This window comes from Phenylobacterium sp., assembly GCF_030646615.1.
In the GTDB taxonomy this organism is placed as follows: domain Bacteria; phylum Pseudomonadota; class Alphaproteobacteria; order Caulobacterales; family Caulobacteraceae; genus Phenylobacterium.
Map to the genome: position 1 here is coordinate 142,943 of NZ_JAUSLG010000073.1, position 15,617 is coordinate 158,559.

At 64.6% G+C, this 15,617-nt stretch carries 16 protein-coding genes; 7 read left to right on the forward strand and 9 right to left on the reverse strand.

The features are described 5' to 3' along the window. Positions 1 to 131: 131 nt before the first annotated feature. A complete protein-coding gene (locus Q7S93_RS13200; protein ID WP_304714357.1) occupies positions 132 to 1,517 on the reverse strand; it encodes an FAD-containing oxidoreductase in 1,386 nt (461 codons plus the stop codon). A gap of 171 nt (positions 1,518 to 1,688) precedes the next feature. Between Q7S93_RS13200 and Q7S93_RS13205 the strand changes: the two genes are divergently transcribed. From Q7S93_RS13205 to Q7S93_RS13220, 4 genes are all read left to right on the forward strand, one after another. Further along, on the forward strand, positions 1,689 to 2,084 hold the full coding sequence (locus Q7S93_RS13205; RefSeq protein ID WP_304714358.1) for a hypothetical protein: 396 nt from the start codon (positions 1,689 to 1,691) through the stop codon (positions 2,082 to 2,084). 35 nt (positions 2,085 to 2,119) lie between these two features. After that, positions 2,120 to 2,653, forward strand: coding sequence for a hypothetical protein (locus tag Q7S93_RS13210; protein WP_304714359.1), 534 nt, complete (start codon positions 2,120 to 2,122; stop codon positions 2,651 to 2,653). Positions 2,654 to 2,776: 123 nt separating this feature from the next. After that, positions 2,777 to 3,106, forward strand: coding sequence for an XRE family transcriptional regulator (locus tag Q7S93_RS13215; protein WP_304714360.1), 330 nt, complete (start codon positions 2,777 to 2,779; stop codon positions 3,104 to 3,106). After that, positions 3,099 to 4,346: a type II toxin-antitoxin system HipA family toxin gene (locus Q7S93_RS13220; RefSeq protein WP_304714361.1), complete on the forward strand. Its 1,248-nt coding sequence runs from the start codon at positions 3,099 to 3,101 to the stop codon at positions 4,344 to 4,346. Before Q7S93_RS13215 ends, Q7S93_RS13220 begins: the two co-directional genes overlap by 8 nt. Positions 4,347 to 4,468: 122 nt before the next feature. On the opposite strand, the gene Q7S93_RS13225 is transcribed toward Q7S93_RS13220, so the two are convergent. From Q7S93_RS13225 to Q7S93_RS13245, 5 genes are all read right to left on the reverse strand, one after another. Next, positions 4,469 to 5,149 (reverse strand): hypothetical protein, encoded by a 681-nt coding sequence (locus tag Q7S93_RS13225; RefSeq protein WP_304714362.1) that lies wholly within the window; start codon positions 5,147 to 5,149, stop codon positions 4,469 to 4,471. A 4-nt stretch (positions 5,150 to 5,153) separates the two neighbouring features. Further along, entirely contained in the window at positions 5,154 to 6,377 is a 1,224-nt protein-coding gene (locus Q7S93_RS13230) for a GmrSD restriction endonuclease domain-containing protein (protein ID WP_370652161.1), read from the reverse strand. 107 nt (positions 6,378 to 6,484) lie between these two features. Then, positions 6,485 to 7,456, reverse strand: coding sequence for an ExeA family protein (locus Q7S93_RS13235; protein ID WP_101711777.1), 972 nt, complete (start codon positions 7,454 to 7,456; stop codon positions 6,485 to 6,487). Next, positions 7,450 to 9,117: an IS481 family transposase gene (locus Q7S93_RS13240; RefSeq protein ID WP_304714363.1), complete on the reverse strand. Its 1,668-nt coding sequence runs from the start codon at positions 9,115 to 9,117 to the stop codon at positions 7,450 to 7,452. The genes Q7S93_RS13235 and Q7S93_RS13240 overlap by 7 nt, the downstream gene beginning before the upstream one ends. Further along, positions 9,117 to 9,767: a recombinase family protein gene (locus Q7S93_RS13245; RefSeq protein WP_101711775.1), complete on the reverse strand. Its 651-nt coding sequence runs from the start codon at positions 9,765 to 9,767 to the stop codon at positions 9,117 to 9,119. The genes Q7S93_RS13240 and Q7S93_RS13245 overlap by 1 nt, the downstream gene beginning before the upstream one ends. Before the next feature lie 338 nt (positions 9,768 to 10,105). Here Q7S93_RS13245 and Q7S93_RS13250 point away from each other — a divergent pair, with 338 nt between their 5' ends. The 3 genes from Q7S93_RS13250 to Q7S93_RS13260 all read left to right on the forward strand — a co-directional run bounded on the left by Q7S93_RS13250 (position 10,106) and on the right by Q7S93_RS13260 (position 13,010). Continuing rightward, the gene (locus Q7S93_RS13250) at positions 10,106 to 10,345 is read left to right on the forward strand and encodes a Fe-Mn family superoxide dismutase (protein WP_240633938.1); all 240 of its coding nucleotides are present in this window, start codon (positions 10,106 to 10,108) and stop codon (positions 10,343 to 10,345) included. Positions 10,346 to 10,769: 424 nt separating this feature from the next. After that, positions 10,770 to 11,987 (forward strand): chromate efflux transporter, encoded by a 1,218-nt coding sequence (gene chrA / locus Q7S93_RS13255; protein ID WP_171012804.1) that lies wholly within the window; start codon positions 10,770 to 10,772, stop codon positions 11,985 to 11,987. Between the two features lie 135 nt (positions 11,988 to 12,122). Then, a complete protein-coding gene (locus tag Q7S93_RS13260; protein ID WP_101711774.1) occupies positions 12,123 to 13,010 on the forward strand; it encodes a DUF1259 domain-containing protein in 888 nt (295 codons plus the stop codon). A 755-nt stretch (positions 13,011 to 13,765) separates the two neighbouring features. Here Q7S93_RS13260 and Q7S93_RS13265 read toward each other — a convergent pair. The 3 genes from Q7S93_RS13265 to Q7S93_RS13270 are packed head-to-tail and all read right to left on the reverse strand — an operon-like array spanning position 13,766 to position 15,560. After that, positions 13,766 to 14,356, reverse strand: coding sequence for a hypothetical protein (locus Q7S93_RS13265; protein WP_304714364.1), 591 nt, complete (start codon positions 14,354 to 14,356; stop codon positions 13,766 to 13,768). Positions 14,357 to 14,370: 14 nt separating this feature from the next. Further along, positions 14,371 to 14,754 carry a WGR domain-containing protein gene (locus Q7S93_RS19075; RefSeq protein WP_370652158.1) on the reverse strand — a complete coding sequence of 128 codons (384 nt, stop codon included), beginning with the start codon at positions 14,752 to 14,754 and terminating at the stop codon, positions 14,371 to 14,373. Continuing rightward, positions 14,751 to 15,560, reverse strand: coding sequence for a helix-turn-helix transcriptional regulator (locus tag Q7S93_RS13270; protein WP_304714365.1), 810 nt, complete (start codon positions 15,558 to 15,560; stop codon positions 14,751 to 14,753). The genes Q7S93_RS19075 and Q7S93_RS13270 overlap by 4 nt, the downstream gene beginning before the upstream one ends. Positions 15,561 to 15,617 lie beyond the last annotated feature (57 nt).

A 15,617-nucleotide genomic window follows, 5' to 3' on the forward strand; every position in this document is an offset into this window, starting at 1 on the left:
TGTCGCCCGCGTTCGCGATGATCGCAGTATGTAGCGTGGCAGGCTTTTCGGAGGAGCTTGGCGATCTACGCATTGGGCGACAATAGCGGACCTTGCGCGCTTTGGCGGCGCCCCCCTCCTTTGCCAAGGCACTACAGCGATTTGAGCTCGTCCAGCATCGTCGGGATCAGTTCCGAGACCGTCGGGTGAAGGTGAACGGCCCGCTGGATCGTGGTGTAGGGCGCCCTGGCGTACATGACGTCGATGATACCGTGGATGGCCTCGTCGCCAGTCAGGCCGAGGATCGCCGCGCCGAGGATCTGTTTGCTCTCGGCGTCGACCAGAACCTTCATGAAGCCCTGGGTCTCGCCCTTTTCGACGGCGCGACCGACGCGGGTCATGGCGCGCTTGCCGACTAGCACCGGCCGACCCGTCGCCCTGGCTTCCGCCTCGTTCATCCCGACCCGGCCGAGCGGCGGATCGATGAACAGGCCGTAGCAGGTGATCCGGTCGCTGGCCTTGCGCGGGTCGTTGTCCAGCAGGTTGGCGGCGATGATCTCGAAGTCGTTGTAGGCGGTGTGGGTGAAGGCGCCTTTGCCGTTGCAGTCGCCCATTGCCCAGACGCCGTCGACATTGGTGCGCAGCTGGTCATCGACGACGATGTAGCCGCGTGGGTCGACCTGCACTCCGGCCTTGTCCAGGCCAAGGTCGTCGGTGTTCGGACGCCGGCCGATGGCCAGCAGCACGTGCGAGCCCTTCACCTGGGGCTCCTCGGGATTGTCGCAGACAACATTGGTGCAGACGCCTTCATCGCAGGGCGAGAAGCTGATGCACTCGGCCCGCAGGCGGAACTTCACGCCTTCGGCCTGGAGAATCTCCAGCACGGCTTGGGAGATATCGGGATCTTCCCGGCCGATCAGGCGGTCGCCCATCTCGATGACCGTCACCTCGGCGCCGAACCGCCGATACATCTGGGCGAACTCAAGCCCAATGTAGCTGCCGCCGACGATGATCAGGTGCTTGGGGAGGGTGGAGACCTCCATCATCTCGACGTTGGTCAGGTACGGCACGCCGGCGAGGCCGGGCATGTCGGGGACGTTGGCGCGTCCGCCGACGTTCAGGAAGATCTTGGGCGCGGTGAGCAGGGCCTGGCCGACGCGGACCGAGTGGGCGCCCTCGAAGCGGGCGTGGCCACGGAACAAGGTGCAGCCCTCCATGTCGGCGAGCCAGCTTTCGAGGTTGCCGCGCGAGTTGAGGGTCACGGTCTTGGAGCGCTGCTGAACGCGCTTCATGTCTACCCCAACGTCGCCAACCGTGACGCCGTAGTCAGCCGCGCGCCGCGCCATGTGCGCGGCATAGGCGCTGGCCACCATGGCCTTGGTCGGCATGCAGCCGGTGTTGACGCAGGTCCCGCCGAGATGTTCACGCTCGATCAGCGCGACCGTCTGGCCGGCTGCAGTGAGCCGCCCCGCCAGAGAAGGGCCAGCTTGGCCGGCTCCGATGATGATGGCGTCAAAGGTCTGGTTCAAAATCGGCACTCTCTCCACTAGGCGCTATGCCCGCGCAGGGACGTAGTTGTCTTAGGCACTGTCCATAGCGACGCGCGCGTGCACGACGTCGCCTACATGATGCACAGGCGCTACGATCAGTATGGGCCGGCGAGCCGAATGTCTTTCAGACGCGCACGGCGCGCGAGAACAGATACATCTTTGGAGATCATCCTGACGAAATCGGTAAATCCCGCTGCCATTGGTGACGCGGTCTTGCTGGAAGCGGCCGAGCAAGCCACGGCTCGCGCGGCTCGTGGATGGCTTCTGCGCATGTTGCGATGGGGAGGAGGCGCGAGTAACGCCGATCTGGTCGTTGAACTGCTCGACAGAATTGGCATGCGTCATAGCCGCCGATTTGTGGTGGAGCAGGGAGATTGGTTGGCGTCCCGCGGTTATCTCATCACCAGGCAATTCGAGATGGTCATCGTCTACGAACTGACGCGGATAGGCGACGAGGTGGCCCGGGCGGTAGTTGTCGACGAGGGCGTCGGACCGATTCAGCTAGCTGACGTTTCCGCCGATGAGGTGGTGATCAAGTCTTCTAGATCCCACTAATCCTTCGCCGAAGCAGCATTCCAACGAGACCCGCCATGGCCGCCGCCGCCCAGAAGAGCCTCGACGCCCTGACGAACGACCTGCTGTGGATCCTGATCGGGACATACGTCTATCACCGCCGAACTCAGCTAGAAGGTCTCGCGACCTGGTCGGCGGAACATCTGGCCGAAGAGTTCTTTCTGATCGAGGCCGTTCAGCGGGACCTGATCTTGCGCCTGACAGCGCTCGACGATCGCGGCCGCGGCCAGCGGTCTTTCCCCGCGGTGGCGAAGTGCTTGAAGGACGCCGGCGCTTTCTCGGCGAAGGCTCAGGCGGAGGCGGACGCCGCCATCAAAAACTACCGCGACTTGATCAACGAGATGAAGGTCAAGCATCGAAACGCCTATATCGGCCATGTCCTGGATGAGGAATCTTCCACCCCTCGATTGCCCCAGGCGCCTGCGGCGCTGGGCAAGGCCACCGCTGCCGCGGTCGCGTTGGGCGACCACTTGACTGGCCAACGTCAGAGTTACTCATTCCGCCTTACCGGCGGCCGATGCATCGACCTGCGAAAAGCGCTCGGTATGTGACTAGCTCACGTCGCTGGGGGAGTATGGGGCGCGGTTACGATCGGGAGGACTGGGCGCCAACTCTATTTTAATGTAAGACTTCTACGACATTAAAACCCGATAACGTCATCACAAGATAACATTATGCCCGCCGCACACCGCCCTTCCGTCGCTACTCGCCGTGCGCTTCGTAAGCTGGGCGAGGATATCGGCAATGCGCGCCGCCGTCGCCAGCTGACCATGGAGATCCTGGCCGAGCGAGCGTTTACGACGCGCCAGACCCTGCAGAAGGTCGAGGCGGGCGACCCCATGGTGGCCATGGGGATCTATGCGGCCGTGCTGCAGGCGCTGGGCCTGCTTGAGGGCCTTGGCGATCTCGCCGCGCCGGGCCAGGACGAGGTTGGATTGTCCCTGGCTGACGAGGCGCTGCCCAAGCGGGTGCGTCTGCGGGTTCGGAGCGCGCGCCATGCCTGACATCGAGGTCCACATCGACCGGCCTGGCGGCGTTCAGCGCGTCGGAACCCTGCACCGGCAGGCCCGGCGCGGCGGCGAGGCCGTGGCCTTTGAATACCATCCCGACTGGCTGACCGACCCTGACCGGTTCTCGCTGGAGCCGGCCCTGACCCTGAACCGCGGCGCCTTTGCGCCGGCGGCGGGCCTGGCCATGTTCGGATCCTTAGGTGACTCGGCGCCCGACACCTGGGGCCGGCGGCTGATGCAGCGCGCCGAGCGGCGCCTGGCCGAGCGGGAGGGCAGGGCGGTGCGCACCCTGGCCGAGGCCGACTATCTGATCGGGGTCGCCGATGTGTCGCGCCTGGGAGCGCTGCGCTTCCGCTATGCCGGCGGCGAGGTGTTCGAGACGCCGACGGCCCAGGGTGTTCCCGGCCTGGTCGAGCTTGGCCGGCTGATGGCGGTGACCGACCGGATCCTGCGCGATGAGGAGACCGACGCGGATCTGCAGATGATCTTCGCGCCGGGGTCCTCGCTCGGCGGCGCCCGGCCCAAGGCCTCGGTGATCGACCAGCACGGCCGGCTATCGATCGCCAAGTTCCCCAAGCCCGATGACGACTACAGCGTCGAGCGCTGGGAATCGGTGGCCCTGACCCTGGCCGGGATGGCCGGCGTCCGCGTGGCCGCCCATGAACTGATCGAGGTGGCCGGCCAGGCGATCCTGCTATCGCGTCGGTTCGACCGCGAGGGAGAGGGACGCATCCCGTTCCTGTCGGCGCTGTCGATGATGGGCCTGAAGGATGGGGAACGGGGGAGCTATCCCGAGCTGGTCGACGTGCTGGTGCAGACCGGGGCCCAGGCGCAGCGCGACGCCGCCGAACTCTATCGCCGGATGGTGCTGAACGTCCTGATCTCCAATGTCGACGATCACCTGCGCAACCACGGCTTCCTGTGGCTGGGGCAGGGCGGTTGGACCTTGTCGCCGGCCTACGATCTCAACCCGACGCCGGTGGACGTGAAGGCGCGGATCCTGACCACGACCATCGATCTTGATGATGGCACCTGTGACCTGGACCTGGTGCTGTCGGTGGCCGGGTTGTTCTCGCTCAGCGATGCGGAGGCCCGTGACCTCGTCGGAGGGGTGGCTCAGGTGACCCGTGGGTGGCGAGACGTGGCCGCCGCGGCCGGCGCGCGGCCGGCGGAGATCCGGCGCATGGAGAGCGCGTTTGAGCATGACGATCTGGCGCGGGCGTTGGCGCTGTAGCGTAGGGATGGTGAGGCAGAACGACATCTGGCCTCAGGCGCCGAGGCTGCTCCGGCGCCGCCACAAGGACAATTAAGCGATGCGGAAAGACGGCTCGAGGCGGAGGACCTCCCTCAAGACGGTCACTTCGCCATCTGTTCGATGAAAGCTTTCTCCTGGCCGACCTTCTGCTGCTGCTCGGCCTCCTTCGTGAGGATGCCCTGATGCTTCTCAGCGACTTCCGCGAGTTCCATTCGCCGAAGGCTGATAGAGTCCCGGTCGCCGCCGATGCCGCCCACAGTGATCTCCATTGGGATGCCCAGCTTCACGTAGGTCCGGTACGACCTCCATTCAGAGAATTTCCAGCCGTCGTCGATCAGCTTGCGCTCAACAGCTGGGATGCCCCGCTCGGGGTTCTCGACGCAGGCCGTCGGATCGCCGGGGGTGTCCGCCTCGCACGGGTACTTGTGGCGCGTCTCCTCGAAGTAGAATGACACGTCATCATACCGAAGGTCGTCGGGCGTGGGCTTCGGGGGATCCAGGTTCTGTGCCGTGACCTGGAAGCGTTCGGGCGGCTTCAGCCAGGCCGCCGCCTTCAGAGCAGGCACGCCGAGTAAGGCCGCCTGGGAAGTTTTCTCACAGGTGAACCCGCTCATGCTGCCGTCGCAGTGTATCAGGCCGGAAGCCTTGGCGTCGGCTGGGCCGCCGGGGAAGGTGACGCCGTCGAACGTCACCTTCTCGGGCGGCGCTGGTTTCGGGGGAGCGGCGGGTTCGGGAGACCCGCAGCCGGCCAGGCACAACACTAACAGGACCGTCCGCTTCATCACCTCAGCGACCGCCTCTCGCGCGGTTGCAATGCCGATGCGTCAATCTGGCGTTTTCTGGGATCGTCGCGCCGCCACGCCAATAGTGTTTGATGTGATCGACTTCCGCGTCCTGCGGGGCATGGACGTGTTGGCTGCAGATCGCGCACGTCGGATCGGCGGCGTGCAGATCTTCCTTGAGCTTGCGGCTGAAAGCCCGGACTTCCCCTGCTGGAACCACCACTGCGGCTTCAAGGCGCTGCCGCCAAGTGTCGGCCCGGTAGCGAACCCTGTCGGGCTTGTCGGTTGTCCGCCCGATGTAATCGACAAAGGTGTCGTCGTTGGACATCAGATCCAAGAATTCCTCCCGGATCGCGTCGGCGACGGGGACGATCTGACGTTTCTCAAAGAAAGCGAAGGTGTAGAGGATGGTGTCCCAGAGGGCGACGTTGAGCTTGCTCTCCCAGTGGCCTTCCGGGCCGCGGTCATCACCGGCGGACCAACGCCGGAAGGCATTGGGTCCGAACACCGCCCAGGCGCATTCGATCGCGCTCTCGAACATGGCCTTCAGCGCCGAAATCTCGGTTGGCGAGGCATGGCGATGGGCGATCATCTCCCGGTTCATGAACTGCTTCATCCCACCCTTGAAGTTGAGGTGGGAGTTTCGCTTCATCGCGAAGAACCGCAGGATGAGTTGGCGATCCTCCATCCGCTTGTGCGTGGCCTCGGCATGGCGGATTTTGAGCAGGAATGGATTTTCCGCGAGCTCATTGAGCATGTCGTTGTAGGCGCCGCGGTACATGCAGTTGCGGAGTTCTGCGTCCTTCAGCTGAACCGACCCGCAATTTAGCCGCTCAAACACCTCAAACTTCAGGTCCGGATGGGACTCGTTTTGCAGGATGACCGCTCGTAGCGTGTAGTTGAGGATGGCGTTCTGATCCGCCTTGGGGAGGTCTTTGAACGCCTTGCCCTTCAGGTCGCTGCGGACGTTCATCTGGCCAAGCCGGAAGGCCGTTCCATCGGGAAACCGCCCAACGACATAGCTGTGGAGCGATGTCAGGCGCTGCTGGCCGTCAACGACCTCCCAGTCTCCCTCCATAGTTTCCGCGAGGTAGACGACGGGCAGTGGGATCCGCATCAGGACAGATTCGACCAAGGCGCTGGCCTTGCCGGCGGACCAGACATAATTGTAGCGGCGCGCAATAGTGAACGGCTCGACGCGAGATACAAGGCGTGTTTCGACGCATATTAGCTGAGACGTCTGTGCCTACTCGGCGCACATTGTGTGAGACTGAAACCACAATGGTTGAGACCGACGCGCGCTATTTGAGACCGACGCACGGTCGATGAGACGCTTCAGAGCGGCAGGCCCGCGGCGCGCATCTCCTCCATCAACTCCGTCGAGCGGGCGGGATCGAGCCCGCCGCGGAACAACTGCCGGATCTCTGCCGGCTTGGCGTCGAACAATTCCGCGAGAGACTTGAGATCGTAGCCGTGCCGCGTCAACTGCGGCTCTAGATCGTCGGCGCGGCGCGACAAGACGGTCTCGACGATCGCCTTGTCGATCGGCTTCACGCCAGCCTCGAAACCGGCCTCGAACACCCGCACCAGCGAACTGCTGAGCTGCAACGGCGTCTTCAGACGCACCGCAAGCAAAGTGGCGGCTTCCTCTGTGATGACGTCTTCAGGTTGGGCGTCGGAGTGGAGGGAACTCTTGAGGGTCCAGTCGAGAAAGTCACGCTGCCGTTCGCGCAACCCTCCGAACTCGAAAACAGTCGTCCGGTCGCCGACCTCTTCCATGCTGGGCCGCCGCAGGTCATTTTTGAGCTTGGGGTGGCCGACCAGAACGACGGAGAGTTGTCCGCCGCCTTCCACGACGAGTTCGATGAGACGTTTGAGCGCGGTCAGCGTCTTGGGGTGCAAGGCGTGGGCGTCGTCGATGAATAGGGCCACTGGCTTCTTGGCCTTGCGAAACAGTTCCTGAAGGTCGCGCTCACGTCGTTCACTCTGGCGGGAAATGACGACGGCCTTGTCCGACGACAGATCGTAGAACAGTGCGGAGATCAGCAGGGGAACCGTGATCTTCACCTTGTCCACCGTCAGGGACCTGGAGACGATGACCCGCCCTTCACGCTCAAGTTCGGTCCGAAGCTGACGCGATAGCACCGTCTTGCCGGACCCGATGACGGCGGTGAGCGCGATCAGCCGACCGCTCATGATCGCTGTGCGCAGGTCGCGCGAGATCTGAGCGTGGTGATCAGTCTCGAAGAATTCGACATCGACCGGCGATCGTTCGAGGCCGTAATATTCCATCACTTCGGTCAGCATCCGTAGAGCCCTCCTCGGCGCCCTTGGGGAAATCGCTCGCGTATCGCCGCCAAAATCTCCGGCCTAGCCAGCGTCCGGCGAAGCAGGTCATCGACAAAGCGGCGGTCGTCATCGGACAGCTTGGCCAGCGGGAAGCGCACTTCGTCAGCGATGGCCCGCCGGGCCGCCAGAACGCTCGGAAAGGCCAACTCGTGGAAGGGGTCGGGGTCGCGGAACGGTCTGGATGGAAGCGCGGCCGAATCCTGTTGAACGCCGATCATCACCACATCGTCTTCGCCGCTCAGCGCCGAACGCGGGAGCTTGAGCTGCGCCGCCAGCTCTCCGACCTTGTCGGCGCGAACCTCGCGACGACCCTTGCGATGTTTTCGATAGCGATGAAGGGGGATCGGGCCACCGACCGGGGTGTAGGGTCCGAAGCGCTCCTCGCCCTGTTCGACGAATAGCTCCTGATCGAAGAGGCCCCACCAGACGACAACGGTCTCGCCCGCCAGCTCAGGATCGACCTCATAGGTGACGCCGGCCACCGTGATCCGGCAGTCGATGCCGACCGCGCGTCGTTCGGGTTCACGGGCGAAGGTGCAAAACCGCTCCCAAGCGCACATCTGGCGCACGCCATCGGGCGGCAGATTGCCGAGCCAGTCATGAAGGCGGCTGTGCGGCTCGGATCGATGATCGCCGCTGTTGTAGGTGGCGATATAGCGGGCGAGCCAGCGGTTGGCCTCTTCCTCGGTTTCGGGCTGATGGAAGTGATAAAGCGTTTCGTGGGCGTCCTTCACGGTCCTGAACGGCCGCTCGACCTTGCCCTTGGCCCGGGCTGTGGTCCGCCGGCCATCGCTACCGGCTGGCATGTGGATTATCGCCTCGATGTTGAGGCTCTCCATCACGCGCTGAAACACCCCGGATTTCGCGACCGGGCCATTGTCGAGATAGAGCGTCGTGGGGACGCCCTGGAATGGATTGGCCTCGTCCGGCTTGGCCGACATGGCGTTGAACAAGAAACGCAGCGCCGATTCAGCGTCCTCGCCATAGACACAACGATATTCCTGATAGGCGACGCCGGAGCGGTCATCGACCACGCTGAACAACATCAGCGTCGGCGCGCCGTTCCGATCAGGATCGATCCAGGGCGGGACGGCGAGTTGCTTCAGCTCCGAAGGGCTCATGTCGAAATGCCACAACGCGTTCGACTGCTCGGCTTGAAACCGCACTGCTGGCGGCGGCCGGGTCATCCGCTCGTTGTCGTAGCCGAGGCGACGCATGTGACGGTTGATGGTCGAAGCGGTCAGCTTGCCAGGTGGAAGCTTCTGCAGGCCGTCCGGGGTCTCGACCCCATGCTTCTCTAGTAATTCGAGAATGCGGACCGTTGAGAGATGTCGCCCTTTTCGGTTGGTGGTTCGCACCTTCATCGCCGCGATGATCTCGCACCAACCTTCGACTTCGGCGCCCGACAAGACCCGCGGCCGGCCACGGTCGGCGCGATGTGCATGGCGGGGATGGCCGCCCCCACGGAGCAGACGATACAGCGTAGCCCGGCTGACGCCGTAGAGCGTGCCGGTGGAGAGCAAGAGTTGCTGACGATCAGGGTGTTTGGCCGGCAAGGCGGCCAGACGCCGACGGAGCATCACCAGCGCCTCAACGGGGACGCTGGTGCTCGGCGCCATCAGCCAGCCACTTGAAGCTGGCGCGGCCGAACTGCCGCTGGCGCATCGAGTAGGGCCTGGCCCGCCGCCTTGGGCGTTCCATCGCCGTTGACGTAAACATAGAGGGTCGTGGTGGTCAGACCCAGGCGGCGGGCCACCTCCGTGGCTTTGGCCTCGCGGTCAGCCATCGCCGCCATGGCCATCATCAACGTCGCCCGGTCCATCTTGCGAGGTCGGCCGCCCATACGTCCCCTGGCCCGCGCTGCGGCCAGGCCTGCGTTGGTCCGTTCTGAGATCAGCTCGCGCTCAAACTCGGCGAAGGCCGCAAAGATGCCGAACGCCAAGCGGCCGTTGGCCGTCGTCGTATCGATCTGCGCGCCAGCTCCGGCGATGACCTTCAGGCCCACCCCGCGCGTCCGCAACTCATCGACAGTGTTGACCAGGTGGCGGAGATCTCGGCCGAGCCGGTCGAGTTTCCAGAGCACCAAGGTATTGCCAGGCTGGAGCGCCTTGAGGCAGGCCGCCAGTCCCGGCCGATCATCACGCCGGCCGGAGGCCAAATCCTCATAGATGCGGTCAGGTTCGACGCCGGCTGCGGCCATGGCGTCACGCTGCGGCGCCAACGTCTGGCTCCCGTCGGCTTTGGACACGCGAACGTAACCCACCAGCACCCGGCCGCTCCGTCAGAAAAGACAGATCGGAGGGTGCAAGCTTGCGATCATTTCCGCAACGGGTTTTCTGGTGGCGCAGGATCACTCCTGGGCCAATTGCGGCGACCGTCAGGAAACCGGCCGTTTTCCTGGGGGGTGACGCGGGCGAGCCCATTGGCGTGATTAGCGTCTCAATGACGTCTCTGGTTTCGCGCGGCGCTGAAAGGCCAGGGCAATTGTTGCTGCGATTTCGTTGAGCTGCGCGAGGAACTGTTCGCCTGGAACTCCATGGTCCTGCACGAGGTGCATTTCGAAGGCTCGGCGAACGTGGCGCGCCGGTCGCACCGCTCGCGAGCGCCATCGAACGTGACTTCGGAAGCCACGATAGCTGGGCGGCGGAGTTCGCCGGCATGGGCAAGGCGCTCGGCGGCGGTTCCGGCTGGGTTCTGCTGGCCTGGAGCGAGCGCGACCAGCGGCTTGTCCATCAGTGGGCCTCCGACCACACCCAAATCGCCGATGGCCGGCCGCTGCTTGCTTTGGACATGTACGAGCACGCCTATCACATGGACTACGGGGAGCTCACGTCGACGCCTACATGAAGGCGTTCTCCTGGGGAGGCGACAACGCGCGCTTCGCCCGCGCCGTCGCCTGATACGCATCGATGTCGAATCGTGAGCGGCTGTGGCCCTGACGGGCTGCGCGGCGCCAATTGGACGAGCAGGCCCTTCCAATCGCGCTTGCAAGGCGGTAGCTATCGCCCACCGGGCCATCGCGGATCGCCCGGTTAGACGGCCCGGTCGTCCAAGATCCGCTCCTTGGAGCGTGCGCGTAAGGCGCGCGCAGGGGAGCGTGTGCCTTGGATTTCGGTTTGTGCGTCGAGCCCGCGTGGGCTTCTTTTTTCCTAGCAAGCGAACGTCACCGCGAAAGCCGGGTCGGTCCGCCTTGCTTGGGCGATTTCGCGAGCCATCCTTCAGCGCGGCCACGCAATCGCGCGTGCGATCTGAGCCACAGCGGAGTGATGGCATGACCGCGTCTGCCGAACTCGATATGGCTGCCGAGCCGCAGCCGCCGGCGCTGAGCTATCCGCAGCTGTTCTTACGCTTCCTGCGATTCGGGCTGATGGCCTGGGGCGGGCCGGTGGCCCAGATCGCGATGCTACGGAAGGAACTGGTCGAGGAGGAACGCTGGATTTCCAGCGCGCGCTTCAATCGCCTGCTCGCTGTCATGCAGGTTCTCCCTGGGCCAGAGGCCCATGAGCTCTGTGTTCACCTTGGCATGCGCGCCAAGGGCCGGCTCGGAGGCATGCTCGCGGGGCTGGCGTTCATGCTTCCCGGCTTCCTGCTGATGTTCGCCTTGTCCTGGCTCTACTTCGCGATGGACATCCAGTCGTCTGCGCTCGGCGCCGCCTTCCTCGGCGTGCAGGTGGGCGTCGTCGCCATGATCGTGCGAGCGGTGCACCGGATCGGCGAACATGTGCTGAACGACCGGTGGCTCTGGGGCCTGGCCCTCGGCGTCGGGTTGGCATCGCTCCTAGGCGCGAGCTTTTGGGTCGTGCTGCCCATCGCCGGGGTGGTCTATGCGCTTGCTGCATCGGGTCGGCAATCTCTGGCGCTCGTGTGCGCGTTCATCGGGGTCGCCCTAGCGACCGCCGTCATCTGGTGGTCGCCGGGCGTTCAACCGGGCGATGTGCAAGCCGTCGGCGCATCGGCTGGTCCGGTGGCTCTCTTCCTCTCCGGTCTCAAAGCCGGGTTGCTGACGTTCGGCGGAGCGTACACGGCCATCCCGTTTCTCCGGAACGACGCGGTGGGGCGGGGTTGGATGACCGACGGTCAGTTCCTCGACGGTCTGGCGCTCTCGGGCATCCTGCCGGCGCCGTTGATCATCTTCTCCACCTTCGTGGGCTACGTCGGCGGCGGCCCGATTGGCGCCCTAGCCATGACCGCCGGGATTTTCCTGCCCGCCTTTGCGTTCTCGCTGATCCTCTACGATCGTCTGGAAGCCGTCCTGGAGGTCAAGCAGCTGCACGCGCTCCTGGAGGGCGTCGCTGCCGGCGTGGTGGGCCTGATCGCCGCAACGACGCTGCAGCTCGGGCAGGCGACGGCGGAACGGGTCCCGGTGCTCTGGCCAGCCCTGGTCATCTTTGCTGGCGCGCTTGCCATCCTTTATCTTTGGAAGAGCAAGCTCAACATCGTGGCCGTGATCTTCGCCGCCGGGGCGGCGGGCTGGTTCGCCTATGGGTGAGCAAAGCCCCCCCGCGGGGTCAGACGCCAGTCTGGACGCCCACGTCCCCATAGCCGGCCCAACAAGTTGTTGACTGTCGAAACCGTGTTGATGAGCCGCAGCGCACGGGCGCTGCGGCGAACGAGGAGAATATCTATGAAGCGAATTACGCTGACGCTGACGCTCGTCGCCGGCGCCTTTTTTGGCCAAGCCGCGAGCGCGGCCCCTGACTGGGCCGCCGTGGGCCGCGCACTGGGCAAAGAGGGCGCTGTGCAGCCCGGCGGAGTCTATCGAGTCGGGATGCCGCGGACCGATCTCAAGGTGACCCTGGACGGGGTGCCGATCAGGCCTGCGCTGGCGCTCGGATCCTGGCTTGCGTTCCAGGACATGGGCGACCACGCCATGGTCATGGGCGACCTGGTTCTCACGCACGAGGAGGTGAACCCGGTCATGAAGGTTCTCGTCGAAAACGGCCTCGAAGTGACCGCGCTCCACAACCACCTTCTGCGGTCCTCGCCGGCCACGATGTACATGCACGTAGGTGGTCACGGAGATCCGGTGAAGCTTGCCGCGGCGCTGCAGAAGGCGATCACGCAAAGCAAGACCCCGATGGGGGCGGCATCCACGGTCGCGCCCGCTACGCCCGCTCCCGCGATCGACACGGCCGGCCTTGACCGCACGCTGGGCTACAAGGGCAAGGCCACGGGCGGCATCTACCAGTTCAGTGTTCCGCGCGCGGAGCCGGTTCGGGAAGCCGGCGCTGTGGTGCCCGAAGCCATGGGCTCGGCCACGGTCATCAACTTCCAGCCCACCGGCGGCGGCAAGGCCGCCATCACCGGTGACTTCGTCCTGACGTCCGACGAAGTGAACCCGGTGATCCGGGCGCTTCGGGCGAACGGCATAGAGGTCACCGCGCTCCACAACCACATGCTGGACGACGAGCCGCGACTGTTCTTCATGCATTTCTGGGCGAACGACGACGCGCTGATGCTCGGGCGCGGGCTTCGGTCGGCGCTGGATCACGTCAAGGCCGCCAAGCCATGAGGACCTGGGCCGGCATGGCGGCGACGGCGGTCTTGGCCGCCGCGCTCTCCAGCGGAGTGACTTGGGCCGTGGCGGGCAAGGATCGTGAGCCGACAGCGTTGCAGGGGGTAGGCCCGAACGGGCCACCGCTCACCATGACTGTGGCGGGGCTCCAGGCCGTTTGCGAGGTCAATGGCTCAGACCCTCGGAGCTGGTGCGCCGGCTACCTCATGGCCGCCGCCGACACGCTGCAGGCTTTCGGCGCAGGAGGGCACAAGGCCGGGACCTGTGCTGTCTCCTACCGGGTGGAGGATCTGGCGCCCCTCTACACGGGATGGGCGCGCCGATCCCCGCAGGCTGCGGATCTGCCGATGCTCGCCGGGGTCAGTCTGGCATTCCGCGAAGCCTGGCCCTGCCCCTAAGGCTTCACGGGGACACTCGGACAAGGCGCTAGGTCTCTTGCAAAGGCGCTCGCCCCGGCGTTTACGTGCGTTTCGAGGTGATACTCGTTCCGACCGATCCAGTTCAGATATCCGGCGCGCAGCGGTCGTCGGATTGCGGAGGATCGTCGCACACGCCATGGCGATCACCCGCAATGCCTCCCGCTCTGAGACGCGTCTCACCGACCGTGGGTCGGTCTCAAATAGTGCGCGTCGGTCTCAATCATTGTGATCTCAGTCTCACACAATGTGCGCCCCGGAGCGGCGAACGTCTCAGCTAATGTGCGTCGAAAGGCGTCATGAATCTCGCGTCGAGCCGTTCACTATTGCGCGTCCCTACACATAATCGCGTTGAAACTCGGGTTGCAGGATAAGGCCGTTGCGGCTGATACGGGCGACAAGTGCCTCGATCGAGAGGTCCAGCGACTGCGTCGCCAGGCGCCGTTCGCTGCTTTCGAGTTCAAGCGGCGCCTCTTCCGCACCGCTCATGTCCTCAAGTTCAGCATCCGCTTCAGTCAAATCGCTCAATTCAGCCTCTCCCCCAACGAGATCCGTCAGCAAGTTCAATAACAAAGTAAATTCGTGGTCCGCGGACGCATAGGTGAACCAGGTTGGTCCGGCCTTAATCGGCGCCGAGCAGTTTGAATTCTTCGGTGGTGTACCTGGTTCTAGCTCAAGCGTTGCAGCCAGGTTGATCCGAGCGGTCGCCGCGATGCCGCCACCGGCAATCCAAACGGTCGCTGTTCTCCGCCCCTCTCGATGGACGTTGACACAGAGGCCCTGGCGCTCCCAACGCCACATCTTCTTGGTGGAAGCGGGATTGGCTGGGCCGAGAGCGGCCGAAACCGCCGAGACAGCCTTCCGAACCACAGCGCTATCGCCGGGCGCGGTCTCTGCGGCGCCATCAGACATTTCAATCGCAACCACCCGACTTCCCTAACTCACCCAGCTACAGCTTCACCAGCGCCCAAGCGTCGGGGTCTCTCCACTCCGTGACTGCCGGGAGGGAATTTCAGGGTCCAGTCGCGCCCAGCTGGCGCCACGGCTGTGCGCTCCGCGTCGGCGGCGTAACCACGTCGCCGCTTGGCTGCCGTAATTTTCTCGAACGCCGCGAGGGCGGCCTGTCTGGTTGCAAACCAATAGGACCGTTCTTGGCCGCGAGAGCCGATACGACCCCAGGCACGCACCAGGAGCACTTCTTCAAACAAGCTGGGCTGGAGGCGAGCTGACCAGAACCGCGACATGTTGCGGCTGGGATCAACGCGGCGAAGCATCATCACCGGCCAATCGTTAGCCAGTGCGTGTTGGGCGGCAGTCGTGCTCATCCTTGATCCTCCGGATTTGGAGCAGATTCCGTGCGCCCGACGATGCTCAGGCGGCTTTCCGGCCTATCGAGGCCCCAACGGCGCATGGCGTAGAATTCTAGGGCCCGCCGGACCGTGACCGACAGGACGCCGTCAATGCCGTAGTCCCAGCACACCGCGCGCTTTTGGTTTTCCTCAAGGTGTGCGGCCGGCGCCAGCTTGAGGGTAACCCAGGAGCACCAATCGGAATCGAGCGGCAGGTCGGCGGCTGAGGACCCGGCCTCCACCTGATTGGGCGCCATCGCGATCCTGGAGAGGACAAAATCTCTGAAGTCATGCCGGAGGTGGCAGTAGGCCCGAACGTGCCAGCGCTGCCCGTCCGAGACGAACGCCGTGGGCGTGATCGAACGATCCTCAGCCGAAGCGCGGCGCATGGTCTGATAGGCGACGTGAACCGTTTTGCGATCCCGGATCGCCCGGTAAAGACGCGCCATCAGCCCGACATCGAGCGGCCGGTCCAAGGTCGGCAGCACCTCGACCGCCAGACCCGCTTGCCTGGAGCGTTCGAGCCAGGAGTCGACGCTGGGCGCCCCGAACAGCGGCTCGAAGGTCGGCGATGCCTCATAACGTCGCTGGCGGGTGTCGTAGGTGATCTGTCCCGGGGGCAGGGCGGAGAGGTAGGCCTTGAGGTCCAGCGCCGCCTGCGGCTGCGACACACGGAAGGTGTCGATGAGGTCACGGCGGTTGACCCGACCTTCCCAGAAGAGAAGCCCGTCGAGAAACCGCTGCCTGGCTTCATGCGCGTATCGCGGCGAGGGGGACGACATGGGGAGAGTCTAGTTGACGGCCAAGCTCTGGTCCATATAGAAACTATATAGACGGGA